Source organism: Streptomyces sp. NPDC008001 (genome assembly GCF_042958085.1).
Classification (GTDB): Bacteria; Actinomycetota; Actinomycetes; order Streptomycetales; family Streptomycetaceae; genus Streptomyces.
On sequence record NZ_JBIBIZ010000005.1, the window covers coordinates 312271 to 335828 of the forward strand.

Sequence of the window (23558 nt, forward strand, 5' to 3'; positions counted from 1 at the left end):
TCAGCGGACCGGCGTCTTCACGCGCTCGATCTGCTGCGTGCCCGTGCGCGTCCGGTACGAGCGGGCCCACTCCGCCGTCGCCTTCGGGTCGGACTTGTCGGAGAGGACGTAGTAGTCCATCTGCGCCTGCTCCGGGGTGACGTCGAGGACGCCGTAGCCGTGGGAGTCCATGTCGACCCACTTCGCGTGCCGGTTGGCCGCCTTGATCGCGGCGACCGCGGCGAGCGAGACGGTGTGCGGGGCCACGCCCAGGAGGTCGTCCAGGTTGTCGGAGCTCACCGACGTGACGACGAACTCGGTGGCGACGGACGGCGACAGCGGGTACGTGGCGGCCGTCTTCGGCACGTCGTTGGCCCAGGCCATGTGGATGTCACCGGTGAGGAAGACGGTGTTGCGGATCCCGCGGTCGCTCAGGTGGCCGAGCAGCTCGCGCCGGTCGTCGGTGTAGCCGTCCCACTGGTCGGTGTTGGCGGCTATGCCGCCGGCCGGCAGGCCCAGGAGCTTGGCGAGCGGCTCCAGCAGGTGCGCGGGGAGGGCGCCGAAGGCGAAGGGGGAGATCATCACGGGGTTGCCGACGAGGCGCCACGTGGTGTCGGAGGAGGCGAGCCCGGCCTTCAGCCAGTCGAGCTGGGCCCGCCCGGTGATGGTGCGGTCGGGGTCGTCGACCTTGCCGCTGCCGGGCTTGACCTGCTGCGACCGGAAGGATCTGAGGTCGAGCAGGTGCAGGTCGGCGAGGTTGCCGAAGCGCAGCCGGCGGTAGGTGGTGCCCGCCGTGGAGGGCCGCACCGGCATCCACTCGAAGTAGGCCTGCTTGGCCGCGGCCATCCGCGCGCTCCACTCGCCCTCGGCGCCCGGCGTGTGGTTCTCGGCGCCGCCCGTCCAGGCGTCGTTGGCGAACTCGTGGTCGTCCCAGATGGCCACGAAGGGGTGGGCCCGGTGGAGGGCCTGCAGGTGGGCGTCGGTCTTGTAACGGCCGTGGCGGGTGCGGTAGTCGGCCAGGGTGACGATCTCGTGCACCGGCTCGTGCGGGCGCACGACCTGCTTCGCCGGCGGGTAGATGCCGGTCGCGTACTCGTAGATGTAGTCGCCGAGGTGCAGCACGGCGTCCAGGTCGCGGCGGTCCGCGAGGTGGCGGTAGGCGGCGAAGTGGCCGGACTCCCAGTTGGCGCACGAGACGACGCCGAACCGGACGCCGGGGACGGCCGCGCCGGCCGCGGGCGCCGTGCGGGTGCGGGCGGTCTCCGAGTGCGCGCCGCCGGCGGTGAAGCGGTACCAGTAGGCGGTCGCCGGGCGCAGGCCGCGGACGTCGGCCTTGACGGTGTGGTCGCTCGCGGCCGTCGCGGTGACCGTGCCCTTGGCGACGACCCTCCCGAACGCCTCGTCCTCGGCGACCTCCCAGTCGACGTCGACGGCCGCTCCGCGCCCCGAGCCGGGCACCGCGTCGGGGGAGGGCGTCACGCGCGTCCACAGCAGGACGCCGTCGGGCAGCGGGTCGCCCGAGGCGACGCCGTGCAGGAACGCGGGCGGGTCCGCCGCGTAGGCGGGGGCGGCTCCGGCGAGCGGGAGGAGGGCCACTCCGGCGGCGCCGGCGACGGCCGTGACGGCCGTGCGGCGGGATATGCGGGAGCGGGACGAGGCAGCGGAGTCAGAAGTCACGGGCCATCACCTTACTGCCCGGTAAGCATAAGGGGCGGGCGAACACCGGGTGTTCGTCCGCCCCTCACCGGCCCTTCACTACTTCTTCGGGCCGAATTCCTTGTCGATCGCGTTGATGAAGTCGGGCTTGGCCATCGGCGGGTTCTTGCCGCCCGGACCCGTCAGCTTCTTGTCGCCGTGGAACAGCGCCGGGGTGCCCTGGATCTTGTTCTTCGTGAACAGCTCGCCCATGTCGACGGCCCACTTGTCGTAGGTGCCCTCGTTGACGGCCTTCTCGAAGTCCTTGTTGCCCTTCAGGGCCGGGATCTGCTGGGCGATCTCGATCAGCCGCGCGTCCTTGGCGAAGGCGTCGTCCCGCTCGTCGGGGTGGTTCTTCGGCGAGTAGAGCGCTTCCTTGTACGCGAGGAAGGCGTCCGGGCTGACGTTGAGCGCGGCGCCGAGGGCGCTGACGGCGTTCTTCGAACCGGTGCCCGAGGACGCGTCGTCGATGAAGTTCACCATGACGAACCGGACCTTGTACCGGCCGTCCTTGACGTCCTGGCGCAGCTGGGCGCCGGACTGGTTCTCGAAGGCGGCGCAGGCCGGGCAGCGCGGGTCCTCGTAGACCGTGAGGGTCTCCTTGGCCTTCGCGTCACCGATGACGATCTCGTCGCCGTTCTCGCCCGTGGTGTTGGCCGGCTTGACGAGGGGCTTGTCGCCCGCCCAGCCGCCGCTGCCCTTGTCGTCGTTCATGTTGCTCACCGCGTAGCCGACGCCGCCGGCTATCGCGAGGACGGCGACGATGGCGCCCGCGACGACGAGCTGACGGCGCGTCTTGTCCCGCTTGGCCTGGCGCTCGCGCTCGGCGCGCAGCCGCTCGCGGGCGGCCTGCTTGTTCTGCTGGTTGTTGCGGTTGCTCATGAGGTCTTCTCCGGTTCGGATACGGGGTGGTGGACCGCTGTGCTCAGGCGGGTGCCGGAGCGAGGGGCGGTCCGCGCCGTACGACGGAGTGGACGAGGAGCGGGAGGCCGCGGGCGCGGAGGACGCGGCGGGCGGGGCGGAGGCGCGCGGCCGGGCCGGCGGGCGCCGCCGGCGCCGCGGAGGACAGCAGCAGGGGCCCCAGGGCGAAGGCGGCGGCCGTGCGCAGCAGCCCCGCCAGGGCGGCCTCGCCGTGGCGCAGCCAGCCGGCGGCCAGCAGACCCACCGCGAGGTGGCAGGCGAGCAGCAGCCAGGGCAGTGCCGGACCGCCGGCCGGCGGGGAACCACCGTCCGCGGTCATCCGGGCCAGCGGGGTGCCGAGCTCGCCGCGGCACGCGAAGTCGAGGCCCAGGGAGTGCAGCGGCCCCGCGACGGGCCCGCCCGCGGGCCCGTAACACGCGTGCTGCCCCGCGGTGAAGACGGTGTCCGCCGTCAGCTCCAGCGGGATCAGCAGCGCCGCGATCGAGCCGTAGCCGCGCTCACGGCCGGCCAGGGAGTAGGCGACGCCGAAGAACGCCGCCGACAGCACGGCGACCGTGGCGGCGGGCAGGGGCGTGCTGGAGAGCAGGACGTGCGAGGCGGCGGACAGCGTGACACAGAGCGCCGTGAAGAGCGCCGCGCGCAACGCCCTCAATCGAACTCCCGTCCCCTCCATGAGGGCGAAGTCTGCCACGGCAGCCGTTAAGTGTCGTGTCAAGATTCGGCATCAGGAAAGGGACGGGACACCGCGCCGAGGGGGCTCAGGACTTGAGCGCTCCGTCGATCGCCTTGGTGTACTGATCGGGAGTGATCGGGACGTTCTTCCCGTCCTCCGCCGTCAGCTTCTTGCCGTCGAGCTTGAGCGTGGGGGTGCCGGTGACGTCCTTGGCCTTGTCGAACTCGTCGGACACCGTCAGCGCCCACTTGTCGAACGTGCCGTCCTTGACGTTCTTCTCGAACTCCTTGTTGCCCTTGAGGGCCGGCACCTGGCCGGCCACCTTGAGCAGGACGTCGTCCTTGGCGTAGTCGTCCTTCGTCTCCTCCGGGTGGTTGGCCTTGGAGTAGAGGGCCTTGTTGTAGGCGCTGAAGGCCTCGGGGCTCACGTTCAGGGCGGCGCCGAGCGCGCTGAGGGCGTTCTTGGAGCCGCTGCCGCCGAAGTTGCGGTCGAGGAACGTGGCGACGTGGTACGAGACCTTGTACTTGCCGTCCTTGATGTCCTTGTCGATCGTGTCGCCGACGCTCTGCTCGAAGACGGAGCAGATCGGGCAGCGCATGTCCTGGTAGAGGTCCAGGGTGTGCTTGGCGTTCTTGTCGCCGATGAGGATCTCGGTGCCCTGGTCGCCGCCCGTGTGGGCGGGCTTGACGAGGTCCTTCTTGGACGCGGCCTCCCAGCTGGCGTTCAGGCCGCCGCTCTTGCCGTCCCCGCCGAGCCGGGTCACGGCCACGCCGATGCCGGCCGCGACGGCCAGGACCGCGACGACGGCCCCGCCGACGACCAGCTGGCGACGCGTCTTGTCCTTCTTGGCCTGCCGCTCGCGTTCGGCGCGCAGCCGCTCGCGTGCGGACTGCTTGTTGTCCCAGTTGTTGCGCTTGCTCATGGTGGTGCGATCTCCGTGCTCGTACGTACGTGGTGCTCAGCCGAAGGCGGGCCCGTGGGCCGCCCGGGGCGGCGGGCCGCGGCGTACGACGGAGTGGACGAGCAGCGGGAGCGCCCGGCCGGGCAGCGGGGGCCGCGCGGCCCGCACGGGCATCGCGCCCGGCACCCCGGCGCCGGGCGCGGGGGCGAGGCGCAGCGGGCGGAACGCGGCGGCGGCCGCCGCGCACAGCATCCGGACCAGCGCCTGCTCACCGCGGCGCAGCCAGGCGGCGGCCAGCAGGCCCACCGCGACGTGCGCGGCGAGCAGCAGCCAGGGGGCGGTGCCGGGGCCCGGCGCCGGGGCGGCCGGCCCGCCGACGGCGCTGCCGCCGCAGAGCGCGGTCAGCGCGCCCGGGACGGCGTGGCCGCCGCCGTAGCAGGCCGTCTGGCCGGTGGAGAAGAGCGTGTCGGAGGCCAGCTCCAGCGGGACGAACAGCGCGGCTATCCGGCCGAAGCCCCGCTCGCCACCCGCCAGGGCGTAGGCGAGGGCGAAGACGGCGGCCGCGGTCAGGGCGACCGTCGTCAGGGGCAGGCCGGTGCCGGACAGCAGCACGTGGGAGCCCGCGGACAGCGTGACGCACAGCGCTGAGAACAGCGCCGCGCGCAGTGCCCGCGGCCGTGCCGCCGATATGTCCATGGGGAACGAGTCTGGCACGGCCCGCCGTAAACGACGATTAAAGGCCCGGGATGCGGCCGTTGCGGAAGAGGTCCACGAAGATCTGGTGGTCCGCGCGGGCCCGGGCCCCGTAGGAGTGGGCGAAGTCCACCAGGAGCTCCGGGAAGCCCTCCTCGTCGGCGGCGATCACGGCGTCGATGGCGCGCTCGGTGGAGAAGGGCACCAGCGAGTGGCCGCTCTGGTCGTCCGCGGCGGCGTGCATGGCGGCCGTCGCCCGGCCCAGGTCGGCGACGACGGCCGCGATCTCGGCCGGGTCGTCCAGGTCGGACCAGTCGAGGTCGACCGCGTACGGCGAGACCTCGGCCACCAGCTGCCCGGCCCCGTCGAGCTCGGTCCAGCCCAGCCACGGGTCGGCGTGCGCCTGCAGCGCGCGCTGCGAGATCACCGTGCGGTGGCCCTCGTGGTGGAAGTAGCCGCGCACGGCCCGGTCGGTGACGTGCCGGGAGACCGCCGGGGTCTGCGCCTGCTTCATGTAGATCACGACGTCGTTCTCCAGGGCGTCGCTGTTGCCCTCCAGGAGGATGTTGTACGAGGGCAGGCCGGCGCTGCCGATCCCGATGCCGCGGCGGCCGACGACGTCCTTGACCCGGTACGAGTCGGGGCGGGCGAGGCTGGAGTCGGGCAGCGTCTCCAGATAGCCGTCGAAGGCCGCGAGGATCTTGTAGCGGGTGGCCGCGTCCAGCTCGATGGTGCCGCTGCCGGCGGTGAAGCGGCGGTCGGCGTCGCGGATCTCCGTCATGGAGGCGAGCAGCCCGAAGCGCGTCATGGAGCGCGCCTCGCGCAGGGCGCCGAGCAGGGGGCCGTCGGCGGTGTCGAGGGTGAAGGGCTGCGTCTCGGACGAATCTGCGCCCGCGGCGCCGGTGGCCAGCGCGTGGATGCGCTCGCGGTAGGCGGCGGCGTAGATCCGCACCAGCTCGGTGATCTTCTCGTCGCTGAGGGCCTTGGTGTAGCCGATCAGGGCGACGGAGGCGGCGAAGCGCTTGAGGTCCCAGGTGAAGGGGCCGACGTAGGCCTCGTCGAAGTCGTTGACGTTGAAGATCAGGCGGCCGTTGGAGTCCATGTACGTGCCGAAGTTCTCGGCGTGCAGATCGCCGTGGATCCACACCCGGCTCGTCCGCTCGTCGAGGTAGGGCCCGGCGGCGCCCTGCGGCGCCTCCTCGGCCAGGTCCTTGTAGAAGAGGCAGGCCGTGCCCCGGTAGAACGCGAAGGCGGAGGCCGCCATCTTCCGGAACTTGACCCGGAAGGCGGCGGGGTCGGCCGCGAGCAGCTCCCCGAAGGCGGTGTGGAAAACGGCGAGGATCTCCTCGCCGCGCTGCGCGGCCCGGTCGTGCTCGGTCGCCATCGCGGGGTCCTCCTGGGGTGGGGCATGGAACGAACGTGTGTGCTGTCGTGCTCAACGCGTGAGGCTACCGGCGCGTGCCCGCGGCTGTCGGTGGGGGCCGGTAACCTTCAAAACAGTCCCGTCAGTCCCGTCCAGCCCGCTGTCCGCTCCCGCCGGAGGTCTCCCACCGTGGCCGATAAGCCGCCCTTCACGCACCTGCACGTCCACACCCAGTACTCCCTGCTGGACGGTGCCGCGCGGCTCAAGGACATGTTCAATGCCTGCAATGAGATGGGCATGACACACATCGCCATGTCCGACCACGGCAACCTGCACGGCGCGTACGACTTCTTCCACCAGGCCAAGAAGGCCGGGGTCACCCCGATCATCGGCATCGAGGCCTACGTCGCCCCGGAGTCCCGGCGCAACAAGCGCCGCATTCAGTGGGGCCAGCCCCACCAGAAGCGCGACGACGTCTCGGGTTCGGGTGGTTACACCCACAAGACGATCTGGGCGGCGAACAAGACCGGCCTGCACAACCTCTTCCGGCTGTCCTCCGACGCCTACGCCGAGGGCTGGCTCACGAAGTGGCCCCGGATGGACAAGGAGACGATCTCCCAGTGGTCCGAGGGCCTGATCGCCTCGACCGGCTGCCCGTCCGGCGAGGTGCAGACCAGGCTGCGGCTCGGCCAGTTCGACGAGGCCGTGCAGGCCGCCAGTGACTACAAGGACATCTTCGGCGAGGGCCGGTACTTCCTGGAGCTGATGGACCACGGCATCGAGATCGAGCGCCGGGTCCGCGACGGCCTGCTGGAGATCGGCAAGAAGCTCGGCATCCCGCCACTGGTCACCAACGACTCGCACTACACCTACGCCCACGAGGCCGAGGCGCACGACGCCCTGCTCTGCATCCAGACCGGCAAGAACCTCTCGGACCCCGACCGCTTCAAGTTCGACGGCACGGGCTACTACCTGAAGTCGACGGACGAGATGTACGCCATCGACTCCTCCGACGCCTGGCAGGAGGGGTGCCGCAACACCCTCCTCGTCGCCGAGCAGGTCGACACCACCGGCTGGTTCGAGAAGCGCGACCTGATGCCGAAGTTCGACGTGCCCGAGGGCTACACCGAGGTCACGTGGTTCCAGGAAGAGGTCAAGCGCGGCATGGCCCGCCGCTTCCCCGGCGGCGTCCCCGAGGACCGCCAGAAGCAGGCCGAGTACGAGATGGACGTCATCATCCAGATGGGGTTCCCGGGCTACTTCCTCGTCGTCGCCGACTTCATCATGTGGGCCAAGAAGAACGGCATCGCGGTCGGCCCCGGCCGTGGCTCCGCGGCCGGCTCGATCGTGGCCTACGCCATGGGCATCACCGACCTCGACCCCATCCCGCACGGCCTGATCTTCGAGCGCTTCCTCAACCCCGAGCGCGTCTCCATGCCCGATGTCGACATCGACTTCGACGAGCGCCGGCGCGCCGAGGTCATCCGGTACGTCACGGAGAAGTACGGCGCCGACAAGGTCGCCATGATCGGCACCTACGGCACCATCAAGGCCAAGAACGCGATCAAGGACTCCGCCCGCGTCCTCGGCTACCCGTACGCGATGGGCGACCGCATCACCAAGGCCATGCCCGCCGACGTCCTCGGCAAGGGCATCCCGCTCTCCGGCATCACCGACCCCGCCCACCCGCGCTACAGCGAGGCGGGCGAGGTGCGCGGCATGTACGAGAACGAGCCCGACGTCAAGAAGGTCATCGACACCGCGCGCGGCGTCGAGGGCCTCGTCCGGCAGATGGGCGTCCACGCCGCCGGCGTGATCATGTCCAGCGAGACGATCACCGACCACGTCCCGGTCTGGGTCCGGCACTCCGACGGCGTCACCATCACCCAGTGGGACTACCCGAGCTGTGAGTCGCTCGGCCTGCTGAAGATGGACTTCCTCGGCCTGCGCAACCTCACGATCATGGACGACGCCGTCAAGATGGTGAAGGCCAACAAGGGGATCGACATCGATCTCCTGAGCCTCCCGCTCGACGACCCCACGACCTTCGAGCTGCTCCAGCGCGGCGACACCCTCGGCGTCTTCCAGTTCGACGGCGGGCCCATGCGGTCCCTCCTGCGGCTGATGAAGCCCGACAACTTCGAAGACATCTCCGCCGTGTCCGCCCTGTACCGGCCGGGCCCGATGGGCATGAACTCGCACACGAACTACGCCCTGCGCAAGAACGGCCAGCAGGAGATCACGCCGATCCACCCGGAGCTCAAGGAGCCCCTGGAAGAGGTCCTCGGCGTCACCTACGGTCTGATCGTCTACCAGGAGCAGGTGCAGAAGGCCGCGCAGATCGTCGCCGGGTACTCGCTCGGCGAGGCCGACATCCTCCGCCGCGTCATGGGCAAGAAGAAGCCCGACGAGCTGGCGAAGAACTTCGTGTTCTTCAAGGAGGGCGCCCAGAAGAAGGGCTTCTCGGACGAGGCCATCCAGGCCCTGTGGGACGTGCTGGTCCCCTTCGCCGGCTACGCCTTCAACAAGGCCCACTCCGCCGCCTACGGCCTCGTCTCGTACTGGACGGCCTACCTCAAGGCGAACTACCCCGCCGAGTACATGTCCGCGCTGCTCACCTCCGTGCGCGACGACAAGGACAAGTCGGCGATCTACCTGAACGAGTGCCGGCGCATGGGCATCAAGGTGCTCCCGCCGAACGTCAACGAGTCCGAGGCCAACTTCGCCGCCCAGGGCGACGACGTGATCCTCTTCGGCCTCACCGCCGTCCGCAACGTCGGGCAGAACGTGGTCGACTCGATCATCCGCTGCCGCAAGTCCAAGGGGAAGTACAGCTCCTTCCCCGACTTCCTCGACAAGGTCGAGGCCGTCGTCTGCAACAAGCGCACCGTCGAATCGCTGATCAAGGCCGGCGCCTTCGACGAGATGGGCCACACCCGCAAGGGCCTCACCGCGCACTACGAACCGATGATCGACAACGTCGTCCAGGTCAAGCGCAAGGAGGCCGAGGGGCAGTTCGACCTCTTCGGCGGCATGGGCGACGACAGCGGTGACGACGGGCCCGGCTTCGGGCTGGACGTGGAGTTCTCCGACGTCGAGTGGGAGAAGTCCTACCTCCTCGCGCAGGAGCGCGAGATGCTCGGCCTCTACGTCTCCGACCACCCGCTCTTCGGCATCGAGCACGTCCTCAACGACAAGGCCGACGCCGCGATCGCCCAGCTCACCGGCGGCGAGCACGCCGACGGCGCGATCGTCACCATCGGCGGCATCATCTCCGGCCTGCAGCGCAAGATGACCAAGCAGGGCAACGCCTGGGCCATCGCCACCGTCGAGGACCTGGCCGGCTCCATCGACTGCATGTTCTTCCCCGCCACCTACCAGCTGGTCTCCACCCAGCTCGTCGAGGACGCCGTCGTCTTCGTCAAGGGCCGCCTCGACAAGCGCGAGGACATCCCGCGCCTGGTGGCGATGGAGCTGATGGTCCCCGACCTGTCGAACGCGGGCACCAACGCCCCCGTGGTCATCACCATCCCCACGGTGAAGGTCACCCCGCCGATGGTGGAGCGGCTCGGTCAGGTGCTCACCCACCACCGGGGCTCCACCGAGGTGCGCATCAAGCTCCAGGGCCCGCGCAAGACCACCGTCCTGCGCCTGGACCGGCACCGGGTCACCCCCGACCCGGCGCTCTTCGGCGATCTGAAGCAGCTGCTCGGCCCGTCCTGCCTGGCCGGCTGAGCGGCCCGCCCGCACACCCCGCGCACGAGGGGCGCACCCGGATCAGCCGGGTGCGCCCCTCGTGCGCTTCAAGGCGCCGGTGGGCGCCCTCTCTTTTCGGCCGGGCGCCGTCCGGGCGCCGCTCAGTTGTGGCCGAAGCGCTTCTGCTTGCCCTTGCGGGCCATGTCGCCCGGGGTGACCTGAGTGGCCCGCTGCTCGCTCTGGGACTCGAACGAGGAGCTCTTGGCCTGCTGCTGGCCGCGCTCCGCGGCGCTCGCCGACTTCGGCTGCTTCCGGTCCTTGTTCTTCGCCATGCTGAAGTGCCTCCACATCGGGACGACCCCCTGCGGTCACCCTCGCACGCACCGCCGAAGCGCGCATTTCGGGTAATTACCGTGCGTGATAGGTGCACTTACCGCCGTGAGGGCGTATCCGCCACGCCGAAGATCCAGTTCGGACTGATAACCCCCGCACGGTCGGGCAGACTCCAAGGAAAGCCGAGGAAAACCGGGGCACTGCCGTGCCGGGGGGCGACCGCAATTTCTGCACGCACAGAAAGAGGGTGGAACGTGGACCGCTGCGTCGTCCTGGTGGACGCCGGGTATCTGCTGGGCGCCGCCGCGAGCCTGCTGGCCGGCGAACCCGCCCGGTCCCGCATCTCCGTCGACCACGCGATCCTCATCCAGGGGCTGCGCGAGCGCGCCGAGGCCGAGACCGAGCAGCCCCTCCTGAGGATCTACTGGTTCGACGGCGCGCCCGACCGGGTGCCCCAGCCCGAGCACCGCAGGCTCCGCGTCATGCCCCGCGTCACCGTCCGGCTGGGCGCCCTGACCCGCAGCGACGGCCGCTGGGCCCAGAAGGGCGTCGACGCCGCCATGCACGCCGAGCTCACCGAGCTCGCCCGCAACCGCGCCTGCTCCGACATCGTCCTCGTCACCGGCGACGGCGACCTCCTGCCCGGCCTGATGTCCGCCAAGGAGCACGGCGTCGCCGTCCACCTGTGGGCCGTCCAGGCCGCCGACGGCGACTACAACCAGTCCGAGGACCTCGTCGCCGAGGCCGACGAGCGCCGCGTCCTCGACCGCACGTGGATCACCCGCGCCGTCCGCGCCAAGGAGCTCACCGGCGCGTGCGCCCCGCAGCCCGCGCCCGGCCCCGAGATCGCCGCGATCCTCTCCGCCCCCCTCCCCGAGACCGCGGCCTCCGCCGCCGCCCCGGCCCCCCGCTCCGCCGAACCGGTCCCCGCCGAGCGCAACGGCTCCCGGCCCGCCGCGCCCGCCACCGCCGACGGCGCGCCCGCCGGCCAGGACGCCCCCGAGACCCCCGCCACCCGGGGCGTGCCCACCCCCAAGGACCTCGCCACCCTCGGCCGCGGCCTCGCCGCCCAGCCCTCCGCGGCCCAGTCCGGCGGCCCCGGCGGCCCCGGCCAGTCCGGCGCGACCGGCCAGAGCAACGGCTCGGCCCTCGCCGCCAACGCCACCCTGCGCTGGTCCTCCGACAAGGGCTGGATCGAACGCCCCGGCGCGGCCGGGGCCGGCGAGCCCCCCGAAACCGCCTCCCTGCCGATGCTCGCCCAGCTCACCAGCGCCGAGCAGCGCTGGGCGGACCGCGAGGAGGACATCACCACCGTCGGCGGCGACCCCTTCGAGGTCGGCCAGGTCTTCGCCCGCCGCTGGGCCGAGCGGCTCACCGACGCCGTCCACCTCCAGCACCTCTCCACCGAATACCCCCGCATCCCGCACCGCATCGACGGGGAGCTGCTGCGCTACGCCGCCCGGTTCGGCCTGCTCGCCCACAAGGACGACCAGATCGACGAGCACGACCGCTACGCCATCCGTGCCGGGTTCTGGCGCGAAATCGACGCCCGCACGGCCGCGGAGAAGACCCCGGCGGGCGACTGACCGCGCCACGCTCCCCGCCCGGGGCCGCCCCGACGGCCGGGGCGCGCGGCCAACCGCGTACCCTCATTGCTCGTGAGGACGGGCGTGAAAGAGGCGGCTGCAGCCGCCACGGTGTGCACCGTGCGCGGCCTGGTCAAGACCTACCCCGCCGCGCGCGGCCGCCGCGGCGCGCCCGGCACCGCCGCCGTGCGCGCCAGCGACGGCATCGACCTGGAGATCCGGCGCGGCGAGGTCTTCGGGCTGCTCGGCCCCAACGGCGCCGGCAAGTCCACCCTCGTCCGGCAGCTGACCGGCCTGCTCCGCCCCGACGAGGGCAGCGTCGAGCTCCTCGGTCACGACCTCGTCCGCCACCCCGAGCGCGCCGCGCGCCTCGTCGGCTACCTCGGCCAGGAGTCCACCGCCCTGGACGAGCTGACCGTCGCCCTCGCCGCCGAGACCACCGGCCGGCTCCGCGGCCTCGGCCTGCGGGAGGCCCGCGCGGAGCGCGACGCCGTCCTGGAGGAGCTGGGCCTCACCCCGCTCGCCGGCCGCCCCCTCAAGAAGCTCTCCGGCGGTCAGCGCCGCCTCGCCTGCTTCGCCGCAGCGCTCGTCGGCGACCGGCCCGTGCTCGTCCTCGACGAGCCCACCGCCGGCATGGACCCCGTCGCGCGCCGCGCCGTGTGGGCCGCCGTCGACCGGCGGCGCGCCGAGCGCGGTGCGACCGTCCTGCTCGTCACCCACAACGTCATCGAGGCCGAGACCGTCCTCGACCGCGTCGCCGTGCTGGAGCGCGGCCGGATCATCGCCTGCGGCACGCCCGCCGGGCTGAAGGAGCTCGTCGGCGACGAGGTCCGCGTCGAGCTCGTCTGGCGCGACGAGGCGCCGCTGCACGTCCCCGAGGTCGCCGCGCTGCGCGACGCCGCGCAGGCCGCCGGCCGCCGCTGGACGCTGCGCCTCGCCCCCGCCGAGGCGCGCGCCGCCGTCGCCGCCGTGACCGGCGGGCCCGCCTTCGCCGCGCTCGACGACTTCACCCTCACCACGCCGAGCCTGGAGGACGTGTACCTCGCGCTCGGCGGCCGCGCGGAGGGTGCGGAGGGGCTGGTGAAGGCGTGACCCGAGGCGTGCCGACCGGAGCGAACAGGAGCTGTGCCGGGTGAGTGCTGTATCCGCAGAGGCGGTGACCGCCGGGGCGGTCCGGGCCGGGGGCGGGGCCCGGCGGTCCGGCGGCGAGGGCGCCGCCCCGCTCGCGCCCCGGGCGAAGCTGCTGCCCGCCCTGGCCGCCGTGTACCGCGCTCAGCTCTCGCGGGCCCGGGTCGCGCGGATCCCGCTGCTGTTCGTGGCGACGTTCCAGTCCGTCGGCATCATGATCATGATGCGCGGGGTGGTGGACGGGGGCGACGAGGCGCGGGCCGTCGTGGCCGGCTCCAGCGTGCTCGTCGTGGCCTTCGTCGCGCTCAACCTGCTCGCCCAGTACTTCGGCCAGCTCCGCGCCAGCGGCGGCCTCGACCACTACGCGACGCTGCCGGTGCCGCCGGCGTCAGTCGTGCTGGGCGCGGCCGGGGCGTACGCGTCCTTCACCGTGCCCGGGACCGCCGTCACGGCGGTCGTGGGCAGCGCGCTCTTCGGCCTGCCGATGGGGCACCTGTGGGTCCTCGCGGCGGTCGTCCCGCTCTCCGGCGCGGCCCTCGCCGGGCTCGGCGCGGCCCTCGGGCTGCTCGCGCCGCGCCAGGAGCTGGCCACGCTCTGCGGGCAGCTCGGCATGTCGGCGGCGCTGCTGCTGGGCGTCCTGCCCGCCGCGCACATGCCCGCCCCCATCGCGTACGCCCGTGACCTGCTCCCGTCCACGTACGGGGTGGAGGCGCTCGCCCGCTCCTTCGACGCGCGCCCCGACTGGGCCGTGGTCGCGGCCGACCTGGGCGTGTGCGCGGCCGTGGGCGTCGTGTCGCTGGCCGTGGCCACGTGGGCGTACCGCCGGGCGGCCGTGCGGTGACGCGCCAGGACCGTCCTGCCGCCGGGTCCGCGGCGCCGACCTGGCACGATGGCGGGGTGACCGCACCGCTGACGCCGCATGACCAGCCCTCGGACGGGCAGCCCGGGCCGGCCGCGCCCGCGCCCCTCCTCACGGAAGAGGAGAGGGCCGAGCGCCGTGCCGAACTGCGCGCCGAGCTGCGGCAGGCCGCGGTCGTCGCCGCGGCGGTGGCCGTCTCCGGTCTGCTGCTGGGGGTGCTGTGGTGGTGGCTGGCGCCGCGGGTGCCGCTCATCTCGGACGGCAAGGCCGTCTATCTGAAGAACAGCGAGGGCGAGCAGGCGATCGGTGCCGACGGCACGTTCGCGCTGCTGGCGCTGGGGTGCGGTGCGGTCGCCGCGGCCGTCGTCTTCTGGCTCCGGCGGCGCGGGGGCGTCCCCCTGGTCGTCGGCCTCGGCGTGGGCTCCTTCCTCGGCTCGCTGGTCGCCTGGCGTTTCGGCGCGTGGCTCGGCCCCACGTCGGACGTGGTGGCGGCGGCCCGCGCGGCGGGGCGCGGTGTCGTCTTCGACGCCCCGCTCAAGCTCGCGGCCAAGGGGGCGCTGCTGGCGTGGCCCCTCGCGGCCATGGCCGTGCACCTGGTGCTGACGGCGCTGTTCGGGCCGCGGGACGAGTGGGCTCCGCCCGCGGAGCCGGAGAATCCGGCCTGAGCCGGGTCCGGCATCGCCGGATGCGTTTGCCGGTGGCCGAGCGCCGCGGGGCGCCCCGCCCCGCGGTGCCGGGCCGGCCGGCCGCTGAGATCCCGGGCCGGCCCGGCACGGTCCTACGCCGGCCGCCGGCCGTGGTTGGCGCGGTTCTTCTTCAGGCGCCAGCGGCGCTTGCGGGTGCGCTTCGACATGGGTGTCCCTCCCGGGTCGCGGCCCGCACGCACGGCGGCCCGCTCCTGACGGTCGTAGCCGAGGGAGGAGCGGCCGTCCAGACCCCCGGCACCCGCAGGATCAGGCGCGGGCGATCGGCGCGACCACCGCGTCCGTGAGAGCGGCCAGGTCAGCGGGGGAGAGTTCGACCTCCAGGCCCCGGCGCCCCGCCGAGACGCAGACGGTCGCGTGGGAGCGCGCGGAGGCGTCCAGCGCGGTCGGCAGCTTCTTGCGCTGCCCGAGCGGGGAGATGCCGCCCCGGACGTACCCCGTGGTGCGCTCGGCGGCCGCCGGGTCGGCCATCGCCGCCCGCTTGCCGCCGACCGCCGCCGCCAGCGCCTTGAGGTCGAGGGAGCCGGAGACGGGCACGACGGCGACCGTCAGGGCGCCGTCCACCTCGGCGACGAGCGTCTTGAAGACCTGGGCGGGGTCCCGCCCGAGCGCCTCCGCGGCCTCCGAGCCGTAGGAGGGGGCCGCCGGGTCGTGGTCGTAGGAGTGCACGGAGAAGGCGGCGCCCGCCTTCTCCAGGGCCACGATCGCCGGGGTGGAGCCCGCCTGCTGCTTGCCGGCCTTGCGCGCCAAGGGTCCGTCCTGTCCGGGTCAGTTGGGGTTCGTCGGCCGGCGGGTCAGGTCGGTGGCCGGCAGCGACGGGAGCTTACCGATCAGCGCGGTCTCGGTGCGCAGCATTTTCAGCTCGCGCGCCAGCCGCGTCGCCGTGTCCGGCGTCTCCAGCAGCTGCTGCTTCGCCGGGGTGTCGAGCATGGCCGCCGCGGCGACGAGGTAGGAGAGCACGGACGGCTCGCCCGGCAGGTCGGTCTGCCCGGCGAGCGTGCGCTCGGTCGCCCCGGCGAGCCGCTTCTGGTAGGCGCGGAAGGCCCGGACGACGCCGGAGGCGAGCGCGCCCGCCCCCTCGCCCTGCTGCTCCTCGATGTCCTCGACCTCGCCGGTCAGGTACGGCCCGGAGGCGTCGACGGACAGCAGCCGGAAGCGGGTGGTGCCGGTGGCGAGGACCTCGTACGTGCCGCCCGTGCGCTCGCGGATCGTCGCCGCCTCCGCCACGCAGCCCACGGTGTGGAACGCCTTGACCGGGTCGGGGCCGAAGCCGGAGGCCGGGCCGGGCTCGGGGCGGGCGCCCTCGGGCAGCCCGGGCGCGGTGGGCGCGACCTCGCTGCCGTCGCGGATGGCGACGACGCCGAAGCGGCGGGGTTCCTCCTCCGGGAGCGCCGACAGGTCGCGCATGAGCGCGCGGTACCGCTGCTCGAAGACGTTCAGGGGCAGGACGAGTCCGGGGAACAGCACCGAGTTCAGCGGGAAGAGGGGCAGGCGCGCGGTGGTCACAGCCGGTAAGCCTAATGGCCTGTGCACCGGTGCCGCCCCGGCGTTCACTGCCGGCGCAGCAGCCGGGAGGCGCCCGCCGCCACGGTCGTCGCCAGCATCCAGCCGAGCAGGATCAGCGCGGCGACCACCCACTGCGACACGCCCGTGGGCCGCCAGGCGTTGCCCTGCCCGAGGTCGATGACGGGCACGAGCAGGTCGAGGGAGTACAGCCAGGGGTTCCAGGCGGGCCCCTCGCCCTCCTTGAGCGGCGGCACGGGCCGCCAGGTGAAGTAGACCGTGGCGGCGGCCCACAGCACGGCCATCCACACGGCCGCCCGCCCGGGCCGGTAGCCGTACGCCACCATCCAGTCCTGCAGATAGCCCCAGGCCTTGCCGGCCGGGGGCAGCGTCTCGCGGCGGCGGCGCTGCTTGGCCAGCAGGACGGCACGGGCGTCGGAGTCCTCGCCGCTGTCGCGCAGGGCCCCCGCCAGCGTTTCGTACGGCTCGGGGGCGTACTCCGGGGTCGCGGCGGCCACCCACTCCAGGCGCAGCGCGAGGGGGAAGTGGCCGAGCGGTATCAGCGTCTCGTAGGAGAAGCCGGCCATCACCAGGCCGCCGGGGCCGGGCCAGCTGTCGTAGCGGTCGACCAGGTTGGACACGCGGGCGCCGGAGAGCACCACCCGGCCGCGCTGGGCCCACTCGCCGAGGAAGCGCAGCTCGGGCGTCTGGATGCGGCGCAGCGACAGCTCCTGGCCGGCCTCCAGCGCGAACCGCGCCTCGGTGAAGTCGACCGCGTCGCCGAACCGGCCGTCGTCGAGCCGGACCCCGCCGCGGCACTCGAAGGCCTGCGTGCGGACGCCGTGCTGCGGCGTGGTGGCGATGCCGTACGGGGGAGTGGTGCCGGTGGTGAACGGATAGCCGCCGACGCCGGCGCCCGTCAGATAGAGCGTGCGCTCCACGGTCAGCTGCGGGGCGTTGAAGGCGCGCCGCCCGTGCGGATTGCTCAGCGTGGAGCCGCGCAGGCTCAGCGAGACCCCTATCGTCGCGGCCCGCATGCTCAGCTCGCCGTACGAGCGCATCATCTCCGCCTGCATGTCCTGCCCGACGCTCATGCCGTCGGCCGCGACGGACACCCCCCGCCGGTCCGGGTGCACGACCAGCTGGTTGAGCAGGAGGTCGGTGCCTATCTGGGCGTCGGTCAGCCGTATGCCGCGCTGGACGACGCACCGCGGCAGGTGCAGGTCGCCCTCGGTGCGCAGGCGGGCGGCCTCCAGCCGGGGGAGGGTGCAGGCGATCAGGCGCAGCGTGGTGAAGTGGCTCTCAGGCAGCAGCACCTCCTGCTCGAAGCGGCAGTTGTGCAGCTCGACGTAGGGCACGACCGTGCCGCCCGAGAGGTCGAGCGGGCCGGTGATCTGCACGCCGTTCAGCTTGAGGGCGGCGACCCGGCCCGGCAGCGGGGGCGGCCCGGCCAGCAGGAGGAGGGCCACGACGCGGCCCCGCACGCTGCGCTCGGGGCCCCACACGTGCGTGCCCCGGGGGTCGTTCCACTCGGGGCGGGGCGTGCGCAGGTCATGGGTGCGGCCCGCGCGGAACGCCTTCCACATGGCCTGCTCGGTGCGGGTCAGCTCCAGCTCCGGCGGCGGGCCGTCGTCTCTCGGGTCGGTCACGCTCCGCACCCCCTCCCACCTCGTCCACCTCGGTGTACCCCTCCCATTCCCGCCGGGTGACCGGTTGAACACTCTCGGTGAAACACCTGTACCAGTGAGTGGTACGGGGCGCCGTGCGGCGGGACGGGTCTGAGACAATTACCGTGTGATCTCCCGAATCGATCTGCGCGGCACCGCCTCCGCCCCGGGTTCCCCCGAGGCCGGCATCGACCGCGACCTGCTGCCCCGAGCCGAACTCGACGTCGAGGCCGCCCTGGAGAAGGTGCGGCCCATCTGCGAGGACGTGCATCATCGTGGCACCGCGGCCCTGATCGACTACGCACACCGGTTCGACGGCGTCACGCTCGACCGCATCCGGGTCCCCGCCGAGACGATCACCCGCGCCCTCGAAGAGCTCGACCCGGCCGTCCGGGCCGCGCTGGAGGAGTCCATCCGCCGCGCCCGCATCGTCCACCGCGAGCAGCGCCGCACCGACAAGACCGTCCAGGTCGTCCCCGGCGGCACGGTCACCGAGCGCTGGGTCCCCGTCCAGCGCGTCGGGCTGTACGTGCCGGGCGGCCGGTCCGTCTACCCCTCGTCCGTGATCATGAACGTGGTGCCGGCCCAGGAGGCCGGCGTCGGCTCCATGGCCGTCTCCTCCCCGCCCCAGGCGGACTTCGGCGGCCTGCCGCACCCGACGATCCTCGCCGCCTGCGCGCTCCTCGGCATCGACGAGGTGTACGCGGCGGGCGGCGCCCAGGCCGTCGCCATGTTCGCCTACGGCACCGAGGAGTGCCGCCCGGTCAACATGGTCACCGGCCCCGGCAACATCTGGGTCGCCGCCGCCAAGCGGCTGCTCAAGGGCCGCATCGGCATCGACGCCGAGGCCGGCCCCACCGAGATCGCCGTCCTCGCCGACGCCACCGCCGACCCCGCGCACGTCGCCGCCGACCTGATCAGCCAGGCCGAGCACGACCCGCTGGCCGCCTCCGTCCTGGTCACCGACTCCGAGGAGCTCGCCGACGCGGTCGAGAAGGAGCTCAAGACCCAGGTCGCCCTGACCCGGCACGTCGAGGACCGGATCGCGCCCGCGCTGAGCGGCCGCCAGTCCGGCATCGTCCTGGTCGACTCCGTCGACCACGGCCTCGCCGTCGTGGACGCCTACGGCGCCGAGCACCTGGAGATCCAGACCGCGGACGCCGCGGCCGTCGCCGCCCGCGTGCAGAACGCCGGCGCGATCTTCGTCGGCCCGTACGCCCCCGTCTCCCTCGGCGACTACGCCGCCGGCTCCAACCACGTGCTGCCCACCGGCGGCTGCGCCTGCCACTCCTCCGGCCTGTCCGTCCAGTCCTTCCTGCGCGGCATCCACGTCGTGGACTACACCCGGGAGGCCCTGGCCGAGGTCGCGGGCCACGTGGTCACGCTCGCCGAGGCGGAGGACCTGCCCGCCCACGGCGCCGCCGTCAAGGCGAGGTTCGACTGGAAGGTGCCGGACGGCAAGTGACGCACGTGACCGGAATTGACGACCTTCCCATCCGGGACGAACTGCGCGGCAAGTCCCCGTACGGCGCCCCCCAGCTCGACGTGCCCGTACGCCTGAACACCAACGAGAACCCCTACCCGCTGCCCGAGCCCCTCGTCGCCCGCATCGCCGAGCGCGTCGCCGAGGCCGCCCGGCACCTCAACCGCTACCCCGACCGGGACGCGGTCGAGCTGCGCACCGAGCTCGCCGCCTACCTCACCCGCACCGCCGGGCACGAGGTCACCATGCGGCACGTGTGGGCGGCCAACGGCTCCAACGAGGTCCTCCAGCAGCTGCTGCAGACCTTCGGCGGACCCGGCCGCACCGCCATCGGCTTCGAGCCCTCGTACTCGATGCACGCCCTGATCTCCCGCGGCACCGGCACCGGCTGGATCTCCGGCCCCCGCCGCGCGGACTTCACCATCGACGTCGAGGCCGCCGAGCGCGCCATCGCCGAGCAGCGGCCCAACGTCGTCTTCGTCTGCTCGCCCAACAACCCCACGGGCACCGCGGTCGAGGCGGAGACGGTCCTGCGGCTGTACGAGGCCGCCCAGGCGGCCGGGCCCTCGCTCGTCGTCGTCGACGAGGCGTACGGCGAGTTCAGCCACCGCCCCTCGCTGCTGCCCCTCATCGAGGGCCGCCCGAACCTGGTCGTCTCCCGCACCATGTCCAAGGCCTTCGGCGCCGCCGGGCTGCGCCTCGGCTACCTCGCCGCGGACCCCGCCGTGGTCGACGCCGTCCAGCTCGTCCGCCTGCCGTACCACCTCTCGTCCGTCACCCAGGCCACGGCGCTCGCCGCCCTGGAGCACACGGACACCCTGCTCGGCTACGTCGAGCAGCTCAAGGCCGAACGCGACCGCCTCGTCACCGAGCTGCGCGCCATGGGCTGCGAAGTGACCGACTCGGACGCCAACTTCGTACAGTTCGGCCGCTTCCAGGACAGCCACGCCGCGTGGCGGGCCATCCTCGGCCACGGCGTGCTCGTGCGGGACAACGGCGTGCCGGGGTGGCTGCGGGTCACCGCCGGCACCCCCGAGGAGAACGACGCCTTCCTGGACGCAGTACGCGCCATTCGCAAGGAGAGCACCACATGAGCCGCGTTGGGCGCGTCGAGCGCACCACCAAGGAGACCTCCGTCCTCGTCGAGATCGACCTCGACGGGACCGGGCAGGTCGACGTGTCGACCGGGGTCGGCTTCTACGACCACATGCTCGACCAGCTCGGCCGCCACGGCCTTTTCGACCTCACCGTCAAGACCGACGGCGACCTGCACATCGACACCCACCACACCATCGAGGACACCGCCCTCGCGCTGGGCGCCGCCTTCAAGCAGGCCCTCGGTGACAAGACGGGCATCTACCGCTTCGGCAACTGCACCGTCCCGCTGGACGAGTCCCTCGCCCAGGTCACCGTCGACCTCTCCGGCCGCCCCTACCTCGTGCACACCGAGCCCGGGAACATGGCGCCCATGATCGGCGCGTACGACACGACGATGACCCGGCACATCCTGGAGTCCTTCGTCGCGCAGGCCCAGATCGCCCTGCACGTGCACGTCCCCTACGGGCGCAACGCCCACCACATCGTGGAGTGCCAGTTCAAGGCCCTCGCCCGCGCCCTGCGCTACGCCTGCGAGCGGGACACGCGCGCTGCCGGGATCATTCCGTCGACGAAGGGTGCGCTCTAGTGACCGGCCTGTCCACCACGCTCATCGTCGTCGGCCTCTTCCTGGTCGGCGGCATCATCTCCTTCCTCAAGCAGGGCATGCCCAAGGGCATCATCGTGCTCCTCGGGATAGGCGCCGCGATGTGCCTGACCGCCGGCACCCTCCGGATCGAAGGACTGTGGTCATGAGCGCCCCGAAGAAGGTCGTCGTCCTCGACTACGGCTTCGGCAACGTCCGCTCCGCCGAGCGCGCCCTCGCCCACGTCGGCGCGGACGTCGAGATCACCGGCGACTACGACAAGGCCATGAACGCCGACGGCGTCCTCGTCCCCGGCGTCGGCGCGTTCGCGGCCTGCATGCAGGGCCTGCGCGCCGCCCGCGGCGACTGGATCGTCGGCCGCCGGCTCTCCGGAGGCCGCCCGGTGATGGGCATCTGCGTCGGCATGCAGATCCTCTTCGAGCGCGGCATCGAGCACGGCACGGAGACCGACGGCCTGGACGAGTGGCCCGGCGTCGTCGAGCCCCTCAAGGCCGACGTCGTCCCCCACATGGGCTGGAACACCGTCACCCCCGCCGCCGAGTCGCAGCTCTTCGCCGGCCTCGACGCGGACACCCGCTACTACTTCGTGCACTCCTACGCGGTGCGCGAGTGGAGCCTCGAAGTGACCAACCCCCACATCCGCGCCCCCAAGGTCACCTGGGCCACCCACGGCGAGCCCTTCGTCGCCGCCGTGGAGAACGGCCCGCTGTGGGCCACCCAGTTCCACCCCGAGAAGTCCGGCGACGCCGGCGCCCAGCTCCTCACCAACTGGATCGGAACCCTGTGAGCAAGCTCGAACTCCTCCCCGCCGTCGACGTCCGCGACGGCCAGGCCGTGCGGCTCGTCCACGGCGAGTCCGGCTCCGAGACCTCCTACGGCTCCCCGCTGGAGGCGGCCCTCGCGTGGCAGCGCTCGGGCGCCGAGTGGCTCCACCTGGTCGACCTGGACGCCGCCTTCGGCACCGGCGACAACCGCGAGCTGATCGCCCAGGTGGCCGGCGCCATGGACATCAAGGTCGAGCTCTCCGGCGGCATCCGCGACGACGCCTCGCTCGCCGCCGCCCTCGCCACCGGCTGCACCCGCGTCAACCTCGGCACCGCCGCCCTGGAGACCCCCGAGTGGGTCGCCAAGGTCATCGCCGAGCACGGCGACAAGATCGCGGTCGGCCTGGACGTCCGCGGCACCACGCTGCGCGGCCGCGGCTGGACCCGCGACGGCGGCGACCTCTACGAGACCCTGGCCCGCCTCGACCGCGAGGGCTGCGCCCGCTACGTCGTCACCGACATCGCCAAGGACGGCACCCTGCAGGGCCCCAACCTGGAGCTCCTGAAGAACGTCTGCGCCGCCACCGACAAGCCGGTCGTCGCCTCCGGCGGGGTCTCCTCCCTTGACGATCTGCGGGCGATCGCCAACCTGGTACCGGAGGGTGTCGAAGGCGCCATCGTCGGCAAGGCCCTCTACGCCAAGGCGTTCACCTTGGAAGAGGCCCTGGAGGCTGTGTCCGTATGACCGAAGCCGTGGAGCGTGTGCAGAGCGACAGTCCCTGGGAAGAGGCGTTCGGTTGTGCGCGCGCGGTCGCGGCGGGAGACCGGGTGCTGGTGGCCGGCACCATGCCGTTCACCGGCACCGTGCTGCACGGCGAGGGCGACCCGTACCAACAGGCCAGGTCGGCCTTCGGCAACGCCCTCGCCGCCCTGGAGCGGTTCGGCCTCGGCCCCGAGGCCGTCGTCCGCACCCGGATGTACCTGACCCACGCGCGCGACGTGGACGAGGTGGGCCGCGCCCACAAGGAGATCTTCGACGCGGTCCGCCCGGCGGCGACCCTGGTCGTCGTCTCCGGCTTCCTCGACTCGCGCGTCCTGGTCGAAGTCGAGCTGGAAGCGTACCGAGGAGCAACGAGCACATGACCCTGGCGGTCCGAGTCATCCCCTGCCTGGACGTCGACAACGGCCGGGTCGTCAAGGGCGTCAACTTCCAGAACCTGCGCGACGCGGGCGACCCGGTGGAAATGGCCAAGGTCTACGGCCAGGAGGGCGCCGACGAGCTGACGTTCCTCGACATCACCGCCTCCTCCGGCAACCGCGAGACCACCTACGACGTGGTGCGCCGCACCGCCGAGCAGGTCTTCATCCCGCTGACCGTCGGCGGCGGCGTCCGCACCGCGGAGGACGTCGACAAGCTGCTGCGGGCCGGGGCCGACAAGGTGGGCGTCAACACGGCGGCCATCGAGCGGCCGGAGCTGATCCGGGAGATCGCCGAGCGCTTCGGCCGCCAGGTGCTGGTCCTGTCCGTGGACGCCCGGCGCATCCCCGCCGGCAGCTTCGAGGTCACCACCCACGGCGGGCGCCGCGGGACCGGCCTCGACGCCGTCGAGTGGGCGCACCGCGCGGCCGAGCTGGGCGCCGGCGAGATCCTGCTGAACTCGATGGACGCCGACGGCACGAAGGACGGCTACGACACCGAGATGATCACGGCCGTGCGCAAGCACGTCACCGTGCCGGTCATCGCGAGCGGCGGCGCGGGCCGCCTGGAGCACTTCGCCCCGGCGGTGGCGGCCGGGGCGGACGCGGTCCTGGCCGCGTCGGTCTTCCACTTCGGCGACCTGCGCATCGCGGACGTCAAAAGCGCCCTGCGCGAGGCGGGCCACCCGGTCCGCTAGGCCTTCCCCCGCC

The 23558-nt window shown here is 72.7% G+C and carries 23 protein-coding genes; 13 read left to right on the forward strand and 10 right to left on the reverse strand.

Going from position 1 to position 23558, the window contains the following annotated elements; genetic code table 11:
* The 6 genes from ACFZCD_RS15510 to ACFZCD_RS15535 all read right to left on the reverse strand — a co-directional run bounded on the left by ACFZCD_RS15510 (position 1) and on the right by ACFZCD_RS15535 (position 6246).
* Entirely contained in the window at positions 1–1656 is a 1656-nt protein-coding gene (locus ACFZCD_RS15510; protein WP_391830898.1) for an alkaline phosphatase D family protein, read from the reverse strand.
* Positions 1657–1734: 78 nt separating this feature from the next.
* Entirely contained in the window at positions 1735–2556 is an 822-nt protein-coding gene (locus tag ACFZCD_RS15515) for a thioredoxin domain-containing protein (RefSeq protein ID WP_391830900.1), read from the reverse strand.
* 43 nt (positions 2557–2599) lie between these two features.
* On the reverse strand, positions 2600–3268 hold the full coding sequence (locus ACFZCD_RS15520; RefSeq protein WP_391831318.1) for a hypothetical protein: 669 nt from the start codon (positions 3266–3268) through the stop codon (positions 2600–2602).
* 85 nt (positions 3269–3353) lie between these two features.
* Positions 3354–4190, reverse strand: a complete 837-nt coding sequence (locus tag ACFZCD_RS15525; RefSeq protein ID WP_391830902.1) for a thioredoxin domain-containing protein — start codon at positions 4188–4190, stop codon at positions 3354–3356.
* A 36-nt stretch (positions 4191–4226) separates the two neighbouring features.
* On the reverse strand, positions 4227–4865 hold the full coding sequence (locus ACFZCD_RS15530) for a hypothetical protein (protein WP_391830904.1): 639 nt from the start codon (positions 4863–4865) through the stop codon (positions 4227–4229).
* A gap of 37 nt (positions 4866–4902) precedes the next feature.
* Positions 4903–6246: a DUF2252 domain-containing protein gene (locus ACFZCD_RS15535; protein WP_391830906.1), complete on the reverse strand. Its 1344-nt coding sequence runs from the start codon at positions 6244–6246 to the stop codon at positions 4903–4905.
* Positions 6247–6414: 168 nt separating this feature from the next.
* On the opposite strand from ACFZCD_RS15535, the gene dnaE reads away from it, so the two are divergent.
* A complete protein-coding gene (gene dnaE, locus ACFZCD_RS15540; protein WP_391830908.1) occupies positions 6415–9960 on the forward strand; it encodes a DNA polymerase III subunit alpha in 3546 nt (1181 codons plus the stop codon).
* A 122-nt stretch (positions 9961–10082) separates the two neighbouring features.
* On the opposite strand, the gene ACFZCD_RS15545 is transcribed toward dnaE, so the two are convergent.
* The gene (locus tag ACFZCD_RS15545) at positions 10083–10253 is read right to left on the reverse strand and encodes a hypothetical protein (RefSeq protein WP_391830910.1); all 171 of its coding nucleotides are present in this window, start codon (positions 10251–10253) and stop codon (positions 10083–10085) included.
* Between the two features lie 255 nt (positions 10254–10508).
* Between ACFZCD_RS15545 and ACFZCD_RS15550 the strand changes: the two genes are divergently transcribed.
* The 4 genes from ACFZCD_RS15550 to ACFZCD_RS15565 all read left to right on the forward strand — a co-directional run bounded on the left by ACFZCD_RS15550 (position 10509) and on the right by ACFZCD_RS15565 (position 14492).
* Entirely contained in the window at positions 10509–11840 is a 1332-nt protein-coding gene (locus ACFZCD_RS15550; protein WP_391830912.1) for an NYN domain-containing protein, read from the forward strand.
* A gap of 111 nt (positions 11841–11951) precedes the next feature.
* Positions 11952–12932: an ABC transporter ATP-binding protein gene (locus ACFZCD_RS15555; protein ID WP_391831320.1), complete on the forward strand. Its 981-nt coding sequence runs from the start codon at positions 11952–11954 to the stop codon at positions 12930–12932.
* Between the two features lie 40 nt (positions 12933–12972).
* Positions 12973–13809, forward strand: coding sequence for an ABC transporter permease (locus ACFZCD_RS15560; protein ID WP_391830914.1), 837 nt, complete (start codon positions 12973–12975; stop codon positions 13807–13809).
* 56 nt (positions 13810–13865) lie between these two features.
* Positions 13866–14492 (forward strand): ABC transporter permease, encoded by a 627-nt coding sequence (locus ACFZCD_RS15565; RefSeq protein ID WP_391830916.1) that lies wholly within the window; start codon positions 13866–13868, stop codon positions 14490–14492.
* Positions 14493–14780: 288 nt separating this feature from the next.
* On the opposite strand, the gene ybaK is transcribed toward ACFZCD_RS15565, so the two are convergent.
* Genes ybaK through ACFZCD_RS15580 form a run of 3 tightly spaced genes read right to left on the reverse strand, consistent with a single transcriptional unit; the run spans position 14781 to position 17620 of the window.
* The gene (ybaK, locus tag ACFZCD_RS15570; protein WP_391830918.1) at positions 14781–15281 is read right to left on the reverse strand and encodes a Cys-tRNA(Pro) deacylase; all 501 of its coding nucleotides are present in this window, start codon (positions 15279–15281) and stop codon (positions 14781–14783) included.
* 18 nt (positions 15282–15299) lie between these two features.
* Entirely contained in the window at positions 15300–16037 is a 738-nt protein-coding gene (locus ACFZCD_RS15575) for an LON peptidase substrate-binding domain-containing protein (protein WP_391830920.1), read from the reverse strand.
* 44 nt (positions 16038–16081) lie between these two features.
* The gene (locus ACFZCD_RS15580; protein WP_391831322.1) at positions 16082–17620 is read right to left on the reverse strand and encodes an oxidoreductase; all 1539 of its coding nucleotides are present in this window, start codon (positions 17618–17620) and stop codon (positions 16082–16084) included.
* Positions 17621–17828: 208 nt separating this feature from the next.
* Here ACFZCD_RS15580 and hisD point away from each other — a divergent pair, with 208 nt between their 5' ends.
* The 8 genes from hisD to hisF are packed head-to-tail and all read left to right on the forward strand — an operon-like array spanning position 17829 to position 23545.
* Positions 17829–19166 (forward strand): histidinol dehydrogenase, encoded by a 1338-nt coding sequence (gene hisD / locus ACFZCD_RS15585; RefSeq protein WP_391830922.1) that lies wholly within the window; start codon positions 17829–17831, stop codon positions 19164–19166.
* A 5-nt stretch (positions 19167–19171) separates the two neighbouring features.
* Positions 19172–20278, forward strand: a complete 1107-nt coding sequence (locus tag ACFZCD_RS15590) for a histidinol-phosphate transaminase (protein WP_391831324.1) — start codon at positions 19172–19174, stop codon at positions 20276–20278.
* Positions 20275–20868 (forward strand): imidazoleglycerol-phosphate dehydratase HisB, encoded by a 594-nt coding sequence (hisB, locus tag ACFZCD_RS15595; protein WP_391830924.1) that lies wholly within the window; start codon positions 20275–20277, stop codon positions 20866–20868. Before ACFZCD_RS15590 ends, hisB begins: the two co-directional genes overlap by 4 nt.
* On the forward strand, positions 20868–21035 hold the full coding sequence (locus ACFZCD_RS15600; RefSeq protein ID WP_391830926.1) for a hypothetical protein: 168 nt from the start codon (positions 20868–20870) through the stop codon (positions 21033–21035). The genes hisB and ACFZCD_RS15600 overlap by 1 nt, the downstream gene beginning before the upstream one ends.
* A complete protein-coding gene (hisH, locus tag ACFZCD_RS15605) occupies positions 21032–21673 on the forward strand; it encodes an imidazole glycerol phosphate synthase subunit HisH (protein ID WP_391830928.1) in 642 nt (213 codons plus the stop codon). The genes ACFZCD_RS15600 and hisH overlap by 4 nt, the downstream gene beginning before the upstream one ends.
* Complete coding sequence (gene priA / locus ACFZCD_RS15610) at positions 21670–22395, forward strand: bifunctional 1-(5-phosphoribosyl)-5-((5-phosphoribosylamino)methylideneamino)imidazole-4-carboxamide isomerase/phosphoribosylanthranilate isomerase PriA (RefSeq protein ID WP_391830930.1); 726 nt, start codon at positions 21670–21672, stop codon at positions 22393–22395. Before hisH ends, priA begins: the two co-directional genes overlap by 4 nt.
* Positions 22392–22793: a RidA family protein gene (locus ACFZCD_RS15615; protein WP_391830932.1), complete on the forward strand. Its 402-nt coding sequence runs from the start codon at positions 22392–22394 to the stop codon at positions 22791–22793. Before priA ends, ACFZCD_RS15615 begins: the two co-directional genes overlap by 4 nt.
* Entirely contained in the window at positions 22790–23545 is a 756-nt protein-coding gene (hisF, locus tag ACFZCD_RS15620; RefSeq protein ID WP_391830934.1) for an imidazole glycerol phosphate synthase subunit HisF, read from the forward strand. The genes ACFZCD_RS15615 and hisF overlap by 4 nt, the downstream gene beginning before the upstream one ends.
* Positions 23546–23558 lie beyond the last annotated feature (13 nt).

Bases quoted from the DNA above. Each gene is read 5' to 3' on its own strand.
- ACFZCD_RS15545 (WP_391830910.1), bottom strand. From the start codon at position 10,253: ATGGCGAAGAACAAGGACCGGAAGCAGCCGAAGTCGGCGAGCGCCGCG.
- hisF (WP_391830934.1), top strand. From the start codon at position 22,790: ATGACCCTGGCGGTCCGAGTCATCCCCTGCCTGGACGTCGACAACGGC.
- ACFZCD_RS15580 (WP_391831322.1), bottom strand. From the start codon at position 17,620: ATGTGGAAGGCGTTCCGCGCGGGCCGCACCCATGACCTGCGCACGCCC.
- ACFZCD_RS15615 (WP_391830932.1), top strand. From the start codon at position 22,392: ATGACCGAAGCCGTGGAGCGTGTGCAGAGCGACAGTCCCTGGGAAGAG.
- ACFZCD_RS15520 (WP_391831318.1), bottom strand. From the start codon at position 3,268: ATGGAGGGGACGGGAGTTCGATTGAGGGCGTTGCGCGCGGCGCTCTTC.
- ACFZCD_RS15515 (WP_391830900.1), bottom strand. From the start codon at position 2,556: ATGAGCAACCGCAACAACCAGCAGAACAAGCAGGCCGCCCGCGAGCGG.
- ACFZCD_RS15525 (WP_391830902.1), bottom strand. From the start codon at position 4,190: ATGAGCAAGCGCAACAACTGGGACAACAAGCAGTCCGCACGCGAGCGG.
- ACFZCD_RS15535 (WP_391830906.1), bottom strand. From the start codon at position 6,246: ATGGCGACCGAGCACGACCGGGCCGCGCAGCGCGGCGAGGAGATCCTC.
- hisH (WP_391830928.1), top strand. From the start codon at position 21,032: ATGAGCGCCCCGAAGAAGGTCGTCGTCCTCGACTACGGCTTCGGCAAC.
- ACFZCD_RS15530 (WP_391830904.1), bottom strand. From the start codon at position 4,865: ATGGACATATCGGCGGCACGGCCGCGGGCACTGCGCGCGGCGCTGTTC.
- hisB (WP_391830924.1), top strand. From the start codon at position 20,275: ATGAGCCGCGTTGGGCGCGTCGAGCGCACCACCAAGGAGACCTCCGTC.